8 protein-coding genes are annotated in these 14,322 nt (G+C 57.1%); all 8 read right to left on the bottom strand.

Translation table 11 applies throughout. The annotated features are described in order from the left end of the window. Positions 1 to 150: 150 nt before the first annotated feature. Genes AAE021_RS03660 through AAE021_RS18070 form a run of 8 tightly spaced genes read right to left on the bottom strand, consistent with a single transcriptional unit; the run spans position 151 to position 14,321 of the window. A complete protein-coding gene (locus AAE021_RS03660; RefSeq protein WP_342024296.1) occupies positions 151 to 1,950 on the bottom strand; it encodes a hypothetical protein in 1,800 nt (599 codons plus the stop codon). Beyond that, positions 1,947 to 6,434 carry a glycosyltransferase gene (locus tag AAE021_RS03655; protein ID WP_342024295.1) on the bottom strand — a complete coding sequence of 1,496 codons (4,488 nt, stop codon included), beginning with the start codon at positions 6,432 to 6,434 and terminating at the stop codon, positions 1,947 to 1,949. The genes AAE021_RS03660 and AAE021_RS03655 overlap by 4 nt, the downstream gene beginning before the upstream one ends. 42 nt (positions 6,435 to 6,476) lie before the next feature. Next, positions 6,477 to 7,724: a UDP-N-acetyl-D-mannosamine dehydrogenase gene (wecC, locus tag AAE021_RS03650; protein ID WP_342024294.1), complete on the bottom strand. Its 1,248-nt coding sequence runs from the start codon at positions 7,722 to 7,724 to the stop codon at positions 6,477 to 6,479. An 11-nt stretch (positions 7,725 to 7,735) separates the two neighbouring features. Then, positions 7,736 to 9,631: a glycosyltransferase family protein gene (locus AAE021_RS03645; protein ID WP_342024293.1), complete on the bottom strand. Its 1,896-nt coding sequence runs from the start codon at positions 9,629 to 9,631 to the stop codon at positions 7,736 to 7,738. Further along, the gene (locus tag AAE021_RS03640; protein WP_342024292.1) at positions 9,628 to 10,509 is read right to left on the bottom strand and encodes an ABC transporter ATP-binding protein; all 882 of its coding nucleotides are present in this window, start codon (positions 10,507 to 10,509) and stop codon (positions 9,628 to 9,630) included. The genes AAE021_RS03645 and AAE021_RS03640 overlap by 4 nt, the downstream gene beginning before the upstream one ends. Further along, entirely contained in the window at positions 10,493 to 11,386 is an 894-nt protein-coding gene (locus AAE021_RS03635; protein WP_342024291.1) for an ABC transporter permease, read from the bottom strand. The genes AAE021_RS03640 and AAE021_RS03635 overlap by 17 nt, the downstream gene beginning before the upstream one ends. Further along, positions 11,383 to 13,086 (bottom strand): glycosyltransferase family 4 protein, encoded by a 1,704-nt coding sequence (locus tag AAE021_RS03630; RefSeq protein WP_342024290.1) that lies wholly within the window; start codon positions 13,084 to 13,086, stop codon positions 11,383 to 11,385. Before AAE021_RS03630 ends, AAE021_RS03635 begins: the two co-directional genes overlap by 4 nt. Positions 13,087 to 13,118: 32 nt before the next feature. After that, positions 13,119 to 14,321, bottom strand: a complete 1,203-nt coding sequence (locus tag AAE021_RS18070; protein WP_425362443.1) for a glycosyltransferase family 4 protein — start codon at positions 14,319 to 14,321, stop codon at positions 13,119 to 13,121. Position 14,322 lies beyond the last annotated feature (1 nt).

Genomic DNA, 14,322 nt, shown 5'->3' with positions numbered 1-14,322 from the left:
CCGCTTTTTCCCGCTCAGCCAAGCGCACCAGGGGAAGCCTTAACGGCATGTGACCGATCAGGATGCTCGCGAGTGGACCCAGTCTGGCGATACCCCCGGGGAACAGCCGGGCTAGCACACTTCCGCTATCCCTCAGCGCTCCGTCAGCGCTCATGGCGTGGTGTACCACAACAGCATTGAATAGACGGCATAAAGGTGACGGATTTGGGAACGCGTTTTTAGTGTGTTCTTAGACAAGTCATACACATAATTTGGATTTACCGCCTCTTCGAGGTCCGAGATATCTAGGTCACGAAGCAAAGTAGCGAGTCCAGATTGCGCCGCGGCCATCGATTCAATTTGCCAGAAGTTGACCCCGAATTTGCGAGACTGAATTATCTGTTTTTTACGTAGTTCATGATCGATCGTGACCGAGGCTGGTTTAGGGCTGGCGGGTTTGGACACAAACCTTGGAGCAGCACCACTAAAGGATTTGACACTCGGAACGCGGCGGAGATTCGGGTATTCGCCCGTGAAACGGTCACGATCGAAAGGATATGAAATCAAGTCAGGCTGCATCGAGGACATAACGTCGAAGCCTGCTACGTTAGTCTTTCTTGAGTGGATTGGAAGCATCCGCGCCAGGCGGGGGCCGTGCACAGAATAGAGCGGGTCATAACGTCGCCCAACCCGGCTCCACAGAACGGAATTCTGTCCAAAATGGTACCGATTCCGGCCAGTCAGATAGAAGGCGTCACCAAGATAATCATCCTCGTAACCATCATTCTTCAACTCGTTGAGTGCCGCCGCCAGCCGCTCTAAAATTCCTTCACGGGAAGTATCTGTCATCAGCCCGTTTGGCGCCATAGCGGGTGCTCCCCAGAATTTCTCCGCGACAGTGCTGGGGCTGAGCTGATCGACCCTACCGGATATATGGGTCGAGTACACGGACCGGAGAAGGCCGCCATACCCGCCCCCGGCCACCACACCCCCGGAGTATGCCTCGGTTCCCAAAGGGCCAGAACTGGTTAGTCCGGCTGAGTTGACCATGGGAGCTAGAAACTTCTCCTCCACCGAACTCGGAGTGGCAATGCTGAGCCCAGCGTCATGAGTGCGAACGATGCCTAATGAGGCAGCAAGGCCATCAGCAGTGTCGCGGTCCGCAGTGCCAACGGGTCCAGAGCAGAAATAACGGAACTGAGACGGTACGCCAGCATTCATAATGCCGGCCAGTACCAAGCGAGAATCAAACCCCCCGGTGAGATGAGCGATTCTCGTGTCTTCTATGGCTGCAATCGCTTGAACAGTCTCCAGCACGTCCTGCCGATAGTCGTTGAGGACAGCCGAGTAAGACAATCCGGGTTCCAGGTAATCGCTCTTAGCCCGATACGACTGGAGGCTGAGTCCCTCCGGACCTACTGCTGCATAATCCATCATGTGCAGGGTCTCAACACCCTTATAACTGGCAGGTGTGAGACCACCGTTGCCAAGAACGCTGCGCTCCAGCTGGTAGGTCAGGCTTTTACCCGGCTTCATCCCCAGTCCGTCGGCAGCTTCCACTAAACTCTCAAGGTCAGGCGAGACAAAGGTGGTGTCGCCGTACCTGTAAGTGAACACAAGGCAGCCGCCCAAGGGATCTGGCAGGATCAATACTCTCGAGCGAGCATGATCAACTATCACAGTTGAACACGGGTTTTTTGCCCGCTTACCCCACAACTCAATAAACTGGTCAGCGTCACCCATTTTCTCTACTGCGGCCACCACATCTGCAGCGGACAGCAGGGCGCTATTTCCATATATTGCAGTCCCTGTCAGCGAACAGGAGATCCTTCCTTGTTCGGTCTTTCCAGTCGCCATCCTATCGGCGTTAAGTACAACCAAGTTTCGGCTAACGACGAGACTACTTTGACCGTTAGTGGGGATGGTAGGCCCGAAGATCGCCACCGGCGCCAGGGCACGCGAATGACTCACGATTCGATTCCTCGCAATCCCTGGTCCTTTTGTTCCATTCCAAGAACGGCAGCTGTAATCCGTGGTAGAACCGTGGTCGATGAGAAGAAAGTGCCGATGAACTCGCGCGCTTCCGAGGTCTCATCGTCATACTTTGATCCGTCGCCAGTGACACTACGTATCCTTGCGGCCATTTCGTTGAGCGATGCGGAGATCCACGTGGCCGGGTAGATGTGGTCCGATCCCGGCCACCCCATCACCGCCGGAAGGGCCCCATGCGCAGCCCCATCCGCAATCGTTAGATGAAAGGACTCGAAATCGCTGACCGACAGGACAACGCCTATTTTCTCGTACCACTCATCCATATCATTGCCGAACCCGTCAAAAGTCACCGCCCCAACCAGGTTAGGGTCAGCCTGTAGCCGCTCATACTGTTCCTCGTAGTAGGCCATCTCCTCGGGGCGGTGAGCCATCCATGGGTAGTCCTCGGGCCTTTTTCCCTTGATTGAAAGGGTGAAGCGCTGGTCTGCTGCTCTCAGCATGCTCAGTAGATCAAGCGCCCGATCAAGGTGTTTCTGGGCAGGGACGATACCAACCATGCCAAGCCGGAACCGTGCCGAAGTTTCCTTACGCTGCGGGGCTGGCGGCACTTCAACTGAGTTCGGAATCAGAACCAGTTTGTGGCGCGGAATTCCGTGGTCTCTTGCCGCTATGTCCGCGATGTGCCGGCCCACGACCATAATCTGATCAACGCGTGCATGGTTCAGCATCTTGAGGTAAGGGGTGAACAACTCCTGCGAATGAAGCCGCGTCACCAGCCGCTGGTGCGGTTCAACATTATCTGCGTACCAGACGGCGTTTCCCAGGGTCCATTCGCAGAAGATCGTGTCAGCCTCGGCGAGAAGCTTGCGGCTCCGCTCTTCGTCATGCTGCGCGTGCCCGTCCCACTGGTCCACCAGTACCGTGTGGCCCTGGTTTTCCAGCTCGGCCATAATTGCCTGCGCAAACTTCAGGTCGTGCCCGGCGATAAGGACCGTCCGGGCATGAACACCACCGGAGCGTGCCACCTCCGCAATCGCCGACGAGGTGTCAGCGCCGGCGTCGGAGATGCTCCGGCGCATCTGGAGGTGGGCACCCTGACCCACAGCGGCTTCCACCGTGCTTCTGCGGAGAAGAGGCGTACGTGCGTCTGCTGGTCGGGAAATCTGTGCATCTCCCACTACAGCCAACGTCTGCCCCGGTACGTTCAGCTCTTTTTCCGTATATGAGAGCTCGTCCCACGTTCCAAAACGCTCAGCCGTCAGCAAGTCCTCGTATGCGGTTCGGTCGTGAAGATCAGTGAGGTAGGGGCCGATCCAGGAAACTCCGTTGTCGCGCAGGACGTCGGGTGTCAGATCGGAGCGGGATATGCTGACCGTTCCGGCCGGCAGGGTGACTTTTTCCTCGACACTGTTGTAGACAATAACGTTGGGCAGCACTGTCTGCTCATGGACGGTTGCCACCGCGGCCGCTGTCAAAACGTCAGTCTGCAGGGCATAGCCACTAAGCTGGGGGGCTTGCACGGTCAGCCCTGCGGTTCGCAGAACATAGGCAAGTCGATGCGCTGCGGTATGACCGCGGTGCACCAGACGGTAGGCCAGCCAGGCATCATGGATCCGCGCCTTTTCGTCGTTCATCCATCGATCAGCCAGAATGGTGGCTTCGCTTGGAGACTTGACTGTATATACAAGGCCCGCCAGGACATCGTCGACACCGCGTCCCCGCCCGCTGATGATTGTAGAACCAGAGGCGGCTAGCTCGACGACTCGTCGAGAGAACATTGTGGGAGATGCTGCGACGGAGTTCACGTTGATGTGGACGGGATGCGCTTTATAGGCCTCGACCATCTCCAGGTACCCAAGACCGCCAGAGACATAGCGGTTCAGTTGTGCCGGGAACCTGTAGGGACTGTTGGGGTTAAGCAGTTGCCGGTCATAGATGGTGAGGCCGAATGGCTTGACCGCGTCCAGAAGCTGCCCCAGCTCCTGTGATCGTTCCTTGTACCGGTCTCCGTAGAACGTTCCGGCGTACGCCACCGAATGGCTATAAGTTCTGTGTGACGGCAAGGGATTGTGAATTTTGGGCTGAGCGTAGAACGGCAGGGAAGAGATGCTCTTGACGTTTGGACCAGCGACCTTGGCGTAATCATTGATGCAGTCTGCATCGGTAGTGAAGATGTGATCGAAATGCTTGGCACTGTTCTTAAACCGGTTGAAGTGCACCGGGTCTTCCTTATTCCAGAAAATTGTCGGAATTGCCCGCTCTCGGCAGTACGCAAGGATATCTCGCATAATGCTGAATTGCTCATCGCTGTAAAAGCCGACCCGCTGGTTCCATTCGTTGTCGATTCCTTCCCAAGCGGATTCCACCAGCAACGCATCCACTGGGGAGTCTTCCAGTTGATCGCGCCAAGAGCCGGGACGGAGCTCCAACAAATCTGTTTCCGGGCGCAGTCCCTCGGTCGTGAAGGTGTCTGCAATGATCGCCAGCCGTATTTGTCGAAGAGACGGAGCCGCTTGGGCCGAATCGCGGTAGTCCTCGAACACGCTTTCGAAGGCTTCCACGGCTAATTTCCCCGACAGATTCCAGGTACGTTCCTGCACAGCCCATAGCCGTGCACGTCTCCCCAACTCTTTCTGAAGCTCGGAATCATCGAGTAGCCGCAGGATTCCTTCCGCTAAGGAAGCGGGATCCGATGGTTCCACGAGGATGGCCCTGCGTTCATCCTGCCCTGCTAAGTCAATGAGTGGAGCAACCTTGGTGAGGACCAGTGCTTTGGCGCAGGCCATTGCTTCCAAGGGTTTCAGCGGGGAGACGAGCTCCGTGACCGGCAGGCTCAGGCGGGGGCAGGGCATGACATCGAAAATGCTGATGTAGTTGGAGATCTCCTTGGCAGGAACTCGGCCCGTAAAGGTGACAGTTGCTGTGAGCTGGAGGTCCTTTGCCTCGGCTTTTAGGTTGTCGAGCTCAGGGCCGTCTCCCACAAGCACGACTCGGAGGTCCCGGCCTGCGTCGACCATTTTGCGTGTTGCCTTTAGAAGGTCGGAAAGCCCCTCGTAATGGACAAGGCTTCCTGCATACCCGATCACCGGTACGTCGGCAGGAAGGTTCAGCTTTTCCCGCAGGGGAAGGTACGGCGGCATGGGGGTGAACTCAGTGGTGTCCACGGCGTTAGGCAGGAGACTGATTTTCGATGCTTCCACTCCCCTGCGGACGAGTTCGTCCCTGATCTGGGCAGTAATAGCAAACACATGATCAGCATGTTGCGCAACAAGAGTCTCCATGCGTTCGGAGAACTTGTAACGCTCGGAATCTTCCCACCCGGGGCGTCCCGATGCTCCGGTGACTTCCCAGAGTCCGCGGACCTCATAAGTGAAAGGGATACCCAAACGGCGTGACGCTATCAAAGCGGGAAGCGCAGTCACGTAATTGGATGCTGAGTGAATAAGTGACGCCCGCTGCCGCTGTGCCTCACGCACGTAAGTGTCGATGGAGGCAAGCAGGTAGTGGTCAAGCCTGTCATCAGTCCAGCTCAGGCAGGGGTTGTACACATGCTCCACGCCGTTAATGACCTTTGTGAACCGCCCTGCTGGGGGTTTATTCACATCCACCTTGACGTCCCACGGATATCCCGGACGGGCCATGGTTACCACATCGTTCCCCCGGCCCGTCAGGCCTCGGATGACGCCGGCCGTCCTCGTCGAATACCCGTTGCTGTTGAAGTGGCCGGTGCTGTGGGCACAGTAAAGCACCCGGTTCCTCTCCACCTGGTACCCGGCGTTTGGCTGCCGGGGCGGGATCTGGGGCTCATTCTGAAGGAGCTCGTCGAAGCCCAGAATGACCCGCACCAGCCTTGCATCCTTAACAGAAAGCCCGGTCAGTTTTTCGTAGTGGGCTCGGACTACCGCAGCCGGTTCTGAAATTTGTCCGAGAACGAAGTAGGAGTGGTTAACAAACCGGAGGATGCTCTCCGGCGTGCCGTCAATATCGGCTGCCTCGCGATACGTTTTGTTGAGCGCTACAGGATCTACTGTCGGCGCAGCCGCGTCCAGGTCCGCAGTGAAGACGTCCCGACCTTGCTGTGCTTCAGTGGCCCCCTTAACGCTCCCCGTCGACGATGCCGGAGGCATCGCCGAAGCTCGGCGTATGGCTTTCACGACGAATCGCGCAGGCAGAGTAACGGCACGACCAGCTTTGACGCTCGTGGAGTTCCGGAGTGCCGTCAGTGTTTTTTTGAGTTTCAGGTTTTCGGCGCGAATCTTATTCTCACGCGCTTCAAGAGCAGCCAGTTGCTTTTTACTCTTCGCGAGCTCACTTCGAAGCTGAACAACTTGTTGGGACTCACGCCTGCTTCGAATCAGCAGGTGTTCGTAGTTGCTGACCAGCTGGTCGAAGTTTGGCATGTATTTCGCCCGCTGGGCTTCCTTCGCCGGGGAGAAGGTCTGCTGTTCATCCTGGTGCTTCATTATTTACCCTGCCGTTACTCTGCCTGCTTGGACTGACTGCTCTTAGCGCCAGATGCCGCGTGTGTCGATGACCTTCTTGTCTCGCAGCAGGTCAGTGTCCAGCTGCTTGAACGAGTCATGGTCTACGAGCAGAAGAACGACGTCAGCGGCCGCAATTGCATCCTCTGTGGAAAGAAGCTCAATAGCTCCACCTTGCGTGAGTGCCGGAGGGAGATGGTCGACATGGGGTTCTGCAACAAGAACGCGAACACCTTCCATCTGCGCCAGATCGTGGACAATGGCGATGGCCGGCGACTCGCGCAGGTCGTCAATATTCGCTTTGAAGGCTAAACCGAGTGCGGCAACCGTTGGAGTTGCCTTCTCGGTGGGCATGTTTTTCCGCACCTGGTCCAGAACCCACTGTGGCTTTGCATCGTTGGATTCCCGTGCCTGCCGGATGAGCTTCGCTTCTTCGGGAGCGCTGGCCACGATGAACCATGGGTCCACGGCGATGCAGTGTCCGCCTACCCCGGGGCCAGGCTGCAGGATGTTGACGCGTGGATGGTGGTTGGCCAGCTCGATGAGTTCCCAGACATCGATGTCCAATTTTTCACTGATGATCGAAAGCTCGTTGGCGAATGCGATGTTAACGTCCCGGAAGGAGTTTTCCACAAGCTTGGCCATTTCGGCTGTTACGGAGTCCGTCAAGTGCATGTCGCCCTGGCAGAAGGACAGGTAGAGATCACGAGCCATTTCTGCTGCGGCGCGGGTCAGCCCGCCAATGATGCGGTCATTAGTCACGAGCTCGATCATGACCCGCCCGGGGAGGACACGTTCGGGGCAGTGCGCCACATGGATGACCGGCGCATCTGAGGCCGGGTCCAAAGAGAGGTCAGGCCGCAGCGAGATGAGGTACTCACCTAGGTGCTTGGTAGCTCCGGGAGGCGAGGTTGATTCGAGAATAATCAGTTCGTCGCCGGTCAGCTGCGGGGCGATATTCCGGGCTGCCGCCTCGATGTAGGAGAGGTCTGCGCTTCTGTCTGATTTGAAGGGTGTTGGTACTGCCACGATATAGGCGTCCGCCGCAGGGGTGTCCAGCGTTGCCTTGAGTTTGCCTTGGCTGACCGCCCCGGCCACCTGCGTAGCCAGATCGGGTTCCACGAAGGGCACTTCTCCGCGGTTGATGGCCTCGACGGAGGATGCCTTAACATCCACGCCTATCACGTTGATTCCGTTGGATGCCAGCACAGCCGCTGTGGGCAGGCCTATATATCCCAGGCCAATGACGGCCACTGTCTCGATGGTGCGCATGTGGTTTTCCCCTATATAGCTACGTGTTCACCCGGTGACCCGAAGAACACGACCTTTCCCGACGCCGTTATTTTTGCATCGGGGATTTTCCATGTGTGATCCGCGTTGCCGCGGTACTGAAAGTAATTGAAGCGGTCGCCCGAATAGATTCGGCCGCCACCGCTCTTAACGTCGCGAAGGAAAGCGGTGTCTTCCCCGAGCGAGAGTCCCTGAAATTGTACATTCTCAAAAACACTTCTGCGGGCTGTAATGGTGGGCCCCATCACGGCGCTCGTGAACCGGTGCTCGCGGTCGGCGTATCGCAGGACAGTAACATCGGATTCTGCGACAAAAACGTAGTGAGCCTGTTTACCGACCACGTCTGCCTTAGAAAAAGCCAACGCATGAACCATATCGATCATGTAGTTGGGCGCATAAAAATCGTCGTCATCCATTTTGGAAAGCACCGACCCCGACGATGCCTTGACGCAGTCGTTAAGGCAGTCGCCAAGAGTCACGCTTCGCGGGCGCTCCAATACGGCGACATTCTCCACCCCGAACTCGCGTTGCAGGTCCCGTACCTCGTGCGCCGGCAGATGGAACCCATGCGTAGCCAGAATCAGTTCGGTCTCGACACGGGCTAGGTTGGCTACAGATTGGAAAACGCTGCGAATCTGGTGCGGTCGGATCGTGGAAACGAGCAGCGAAACATCCGGCACCGCGACCGGAATCGTGCTGCTTGGTAAGACCGATGAGATGACCTGTTCCGCTCTATGCGCATAGGTGTGATCAGACCAGATGCGCCGCTGTGCTTTGTGGAGCTGACGGTCCGACAGCTCAGGATTACGGATTAACGAATCAATCACCTGTTCAGCGTCTTCAGCCGTTTGCACGATAAACTGCTCGTCTGCCGCCCATGTCTGGCCCAAAGCGACGCTTGGTGTGCTGACGACTGAGGTGCCAGCAGCGGAGATCTCGAAGATTCGCCTGGCACACATCGTCGGCGAATTCACTACGGAGTTGACATTGAGGAAGACTTTGAAGGCCTTATATGCGGTCAGCATCTCGGGGTAGGAGAGTGAGCCCCTAACGAACTTCGTCAAGTCACTGGGAAAGCGGTAGTCCGCGCTCTTTTCTGCATGACGGGAGAAGATCTCGAGGCCCGCAGCTCCCTTGGCGTCAAGCCGCGTGGCTGCAGCGAGCAACAGGTCGAGTTGCTCCCGCCGTTCAGGAAATTTATGGGCAAAATACATGCCCGCAAAGGCAACGCCGCGTTCGTGCCAGCCGCTCCGGGGGCGGATGGGGTTGTGGAGCGCAGGCTGGGCGGCAAACTGCAGCACGCCTACGTTGTCGTGACCAAGATCATCTTGATAATTTACGAGCCGATCGGAATCGCTGGTGAACACATGATCAAAATGTTTCGCAGCATCCAAGAAATCCTGGTAGTGGGGAGGATCCTCCTTATTCCAGAAAACTGTCGGGATGCCCAACTCCCGGCATGTTTCAAGTAGCTGTAGAAAGTTCTTCTTGGGCCCGGATGCTCCGGTGAGCTCGTATTTCCAGAGACCACCGTTCCCGTTCCACGCCGATTCGACAAAAAGCAAGTCCGGCTTACTGGCTTCAAGCTCAGACGCCCAAGTCTGTGGGTGCAGGGACACTTGATTCCACTCGTGTTGGAAGGCCAAGCTGGAAAATTCATCCAAAATGACTGCGACGGTCAGATCACTCCGTCTGATGTCGTCTACCCCGACGTCGAAGGGTTCAAATGCCAACCGGCTGCCCTTGCCGAGGAACGAGATACGTTGTTTCTTCGCAGCCGCCGAGCTGCCGGAGTCCACCTTGGTTCCGCGATGCTTGCGCAGTTGCTCGAAGCCGCCGTTCCTAAAGTGCCACAGCAGAGTTCGCAGCCGCTGAATATCACGTGTCACGCTGTCCCCTGCTTGCGTCGTCCAGCCACTTTGGGCTGAATATCAACTATCTCGAGATCACGGAGCATCCTGCGACGAATTTTTCCTGCGGCAAACCTGTCTTTCTTAGCAAGCTCCGCGGTGTACTTCCGGTACCAGTTGATCCCTTGCTCTGGTTCCCCGTCGTACAGCAAATCACCTTTGTCCAACCAGACGAGGCGCGTGCACAAATCCCGGATGGTATTGAGGCTGTGGCTGACAAGGAAAACGCATCCTGCTTGTGCCCGGACTTCATCCATCCGTTTTTTCGTTCGGTCCTTGAATTCATCGTCGCCAGTATTCAGCGCTTCATCAATGATAAGAATCTCCGGGTCAATGGCAGCCGCAATAGCAAATCTTAGACGTGAAGCCATGCCGGATGAATAGGACCGCATCGGAAGATGAATTGATTCTTCCAGCCCGGAAAGCTCAAGAATGGAATCGTACTTTCTTGCGATATCTTGATTGGACATTCCCATCGCCAAGCAGCCGAGCATGATGTTATGCGCGCCGGAGAGGTCAGGAACCAGAGCTGCAGATACGCCCAGCATAATCGGTGTAGACGAAGCATATACCTGCCCTCTAGACGGGTTGATCTTTCCTGATATCAACTTCATCAGGGTGCTCTTGCCAGATCCATTGAGCCCTATTACGCCAATGACCTCCCCGTGCATAGCCACGAGGGAGAGCTCTTTGAGGGCGTAAATTTCCGTCCCGCCCCCCTTTCCAACAAGCCGGGAAATAGCGGGGCGGATACCCTCCTCACCCTTCATTCCTCCGGCAGGAATGGTATATGTCATAGCCACTTTATCGATCACCACTGCTGGCGACCCCGAAGCCAAATTAATCATCGCGCCCATACGTCTCCTCTCCTCTCCAGAAGAAGAACATGCCCACACAGAGAGCGCCGAATGACCATGCCACCAGCCCGGCCCAGTCCTGCCAAACAGGCGCCTGAGCATACAGGAGGCAGTTTCTTACCATCGTAATTATGATGTACATGGGATTCGCTTCGACTACGGCGAGTATTGATGGCCATTTTTCATAGCGCGTTATTGAAAACATGACGCATGAAGCGAACATCCAAAAACGCATACCAAAGGATATTACATGTACAAGATCGTTTAATTTTGCTACAAGCGGTGCAAGTAACAGGCCTACGCCTAGATTAAATACCACCTGCAGAAGGATTACGGGAACAATCAGCACCCACAACCAAGTTATCGACTCAACGGGAGGAATTGTAATTATTAGTACAAGCATCATAATTATAACGGGAATATTTGCGATCAATTCGCGTATATTTACGGCAAGCGCCAGTGTGGCCCGAGGAAAGTTGAATGCCTGAATTACGTTCTGATTTGTTGAAACGATGCGTGCCGTTGCCACTATCGACCGGGTGCTCAGCTGAAAAAGGAAAACCCCAATGATGAGGTATCCCAGAAAATTGTCGATTCCCCTGCTGGAGTTCAGTAGAAGTCCGAAAATCAGGAAGTAGCCCAAACCGTTGAGTAGAGGGTCGAGGAGAAGCCATGCGCTACCCAACCGGTCGCGCCTGTTAGCTGTCTGAACTCGTGCCCTGGCGTCGTATAGAACGAATTGCCGGTAATTCCAGAGAGATACTAAATAGTCGGTGAGCTTTGGTCTGGCCCCGACTCTTGACAGCTCTTTCAAGTCCAGGGCGACTGTCACCTTGTGAGGCAGCTCCACCGTCCCTGATGGCCTGGGTTCCGTCACTGACTTACCTTCAATCGTTCGTACGTTTCTATGACTCGGGCTGCTGTTGCCGCCCACGTTCGCTTGGCTAAAATCCGGCGGCGTCCTGCTTGTCCCATCTGCTGACGCATCTTGGGATTTCCTGCAAGGGACGCGATAGCTAAGGCTAAGCCCCCTCGGTCACCCGCTTTGAACGGGACCCCTTCCGCACCTTCGTCAATGGTTTCCTGAAGTGCGGGCAGATCGCTAAAGACGATGGGGCGGGCTGATGCCAGTGCTTCTACCGGCTTAAGCGGGGTGACCGATCGCGTAACTATGCTGTCTTTTCGTGGGAGAACAAAGATATCCAGGGCTTGGTGATACAGGTGGGCCAGACTCCGGTCCACTCTGCCCGTGAACACTATCCGGTGGCCGAAACCTGATTCCTTAGCCTGCTGCCTCAGGGCATTCTCAGCAGCCCCCGCGCCAACGATAAGGCACTGCAGATCAGTGTCGTCCTTGGCCAAAGACGCAAACGCGGCTATCAAGTCATCGAGGCCCTCATAACCAACCAAGCTGCTCACGGTCCCAACGAAGGTTCCTTCGACCGGCAATCCCAATTGCCGGCGTGCCTGGCGCGAAGAAAGCGGTTCCTTGAGAAAAGCTTCTCCCACAGCGTTCGGCAGGAGGACTATCTCCGATTGTGGAGAACCCAGAGCAATTGCATCCCGCATCGCCGTCCCCAACGTGGCGCACCCATCGGCGCGCTGTGTGGCTTCTGTTTCCCGGGCAACGAATGTCCGGTATCGCTCGCTGTTCCCGGCCTCGGGCCCTCTGGATGATGCCCAGGTGTCGGCAAGCTGTCCGCGAACCTCGTATACCCAGGGAATACCCAGCGCTTCGGCGACGGCGGCCGTCACCAAGGCATTCACGAAGTGGGTGGTGGTGTGCAGCACTGCGGGGCGCAACCTGAGGGCCAGGCGGAGGGTCTCTTCCGCTTGGAGCTGCAGCCGCGCCGTCATGCCCTCAGGCAGTCTGGCCGGAAGGATCCGGTGATAAACGACGTCATCAAGCCGGTCAGTATTCCGAGCCGCCAGTTTGCCCAGCTGAACCGGATAACCGGGACGCGTCACGGCATGCACGTCCCAGCCCAGTTGCCGTTGAGCCTTCAGGATGGAATGGGTGCGCTGAGCATAGCCGCTCCCGGTGTGCGGCAGGGAATTTGTGAGGATGTGCAGTACCGTTTTCGCTGCCGGATCATAGGACTCAACTCGGTCCAGTGTTGGCCGCCATCCGTGAAAGACATCACGTTCGCTTTCCAGCCTGCTACGCATATGACGGGCTCGCCTGCCGGGAACTCCCGCCAAAGCATCAACAGCACCGGACATGTCTCCGTTATGCCAACGGAGCCGCGCAATGGTCGGCGCCGCACCCCGTTCTGTCGTTGCTGTCGCGCACAAGAGTTCGGCTGCCAGGCCCGGGTAGCCTCCTGCAATCGCTACGTCGGCAAGTGCCACACCTGAGCGGGTGCCCGGGGCTTGCTGTGCAGCGCGCAGTTGGGTCTGCAGAACTGTTTGGTCTCCCCCGACCAGGCTCAGGAGGGCGCTGATGTAGGTGCGCTGCGGGAGCATCCGCGACACGGCGCCCAGTTTTGACGTGATCCGCCCCGGCAGTTTTTGTGATGCGAGGACCAGGAGACGGACTGGGTCGTCGGCGAAGTGCCTGGCCGCGGTGGACGCCATGAGAGAGCAGTTGCGTGCCAATTGAAGAGGGTTCACTGGAGGGACTCTTGTTCGCTGACTTTCCTGATGAGTCGGGCGTAGTCAGCCGCAAGTGCGTCGATGTTCACTGTTGCTTCGACCCAGTCCCGGCCGGACGTTCCAGTAAGGAGCAGGCTGCGGTCCTGATGGAGCTGCAGCCACATCGCCGCGATACTCGCCGCGTCCGAAGGAACCACGGTGCCGGCGCCTGAGGCCTCAATGATGTCGCGGGCCTCCCCCAGAACAATTCCGGTAACGTGCCGGCCAACGGCCAGCACCTCGTAGGTCTTGGACGGCACGGTTGTTTCGAAGGATTTCCAGTCGTCGCGCAACGAAACAACGCAGGTATCCGCAGCCCGGTAATGTTCCATCACTTCGGTCCCCAAGGCTGGTTCATGGAAAGTCACTGGAGCGCCAAGCTGTCCGCTCAGTTCCATGAGGGCTCTCCTCTGCACGCCATGACCCACCATGGTGAGATGAACATAGTCCCGGGCAAGCGCGGCTGCACGAATGACAGTTTCAAGGCGTTGACTTTCCCCGTGGTTTCCCAGGTAGAGCACACGGAGCTGGTCCGACTCTGCCGGCGGAGGCGGTAGGAGCTCCCGGACAGCTGTATCCACTCCGTTGCTGATTGTTGCAACGTGCCTCATACCGCGGTCGCGGAGGGTGCGGGCAAATCCTTCCGTCACCGTCACCACAAGATCAGCTTGCTGTTGGATGCCCACGATGACGCGTTCCGCGACGCTCTTGGCACTCCCCTGGACCAAACGCGCATCGCGAGCTATGTCGGGCCAAGCGTCCCTCATATCGACAATGAGGGGAACCCGCCTAACCCTGGCCACAACATACGCTGCACCCAGAATCGGAAGACTGGGTACCGTGACGATCAATGCGTCCGGCCGTCGGACCAGGAGGCCGGCAAGGACGCTGGCCGCAGCGGAAACACAGTGATCGGCCAGCCGGCCAAGTCTAGTAGTCCGATGCCAGAGATACGGGACGCGAATAATGCGTTCGCCGTATTTGCCGCGGTCACTACGAAAAGCACGTCCCGCCACCCTTTTTGGTAACACGCGCCGTCCGTGCGGTGCATGTGCCACAGGGGCTATTACGTCGACTTCCCAATCTGCTTTACGGAAGTTTTTGATGAACTGGGTCCAGCGACGCTGGGGCGGGCTATGCTCCGGCGAATACGAATGCGTGAGCAAGAGTACCCGCACA

It is taken from the genome of Arthrobacter citreus (assembly GCF_038405225.1).
Taxonomy (GTDB): domain Bacteria; phylum Actinomycetota; class Actinomycetes; order Actinomycetales; family Micrococcaceae; genus Arthrobacter_B; species Arthrobacter_B citreus_A.
Note: the sequence above shows the minus strand (reverse complement) of the source record. Positions and strands in the feature narration are given on the sequence as shown.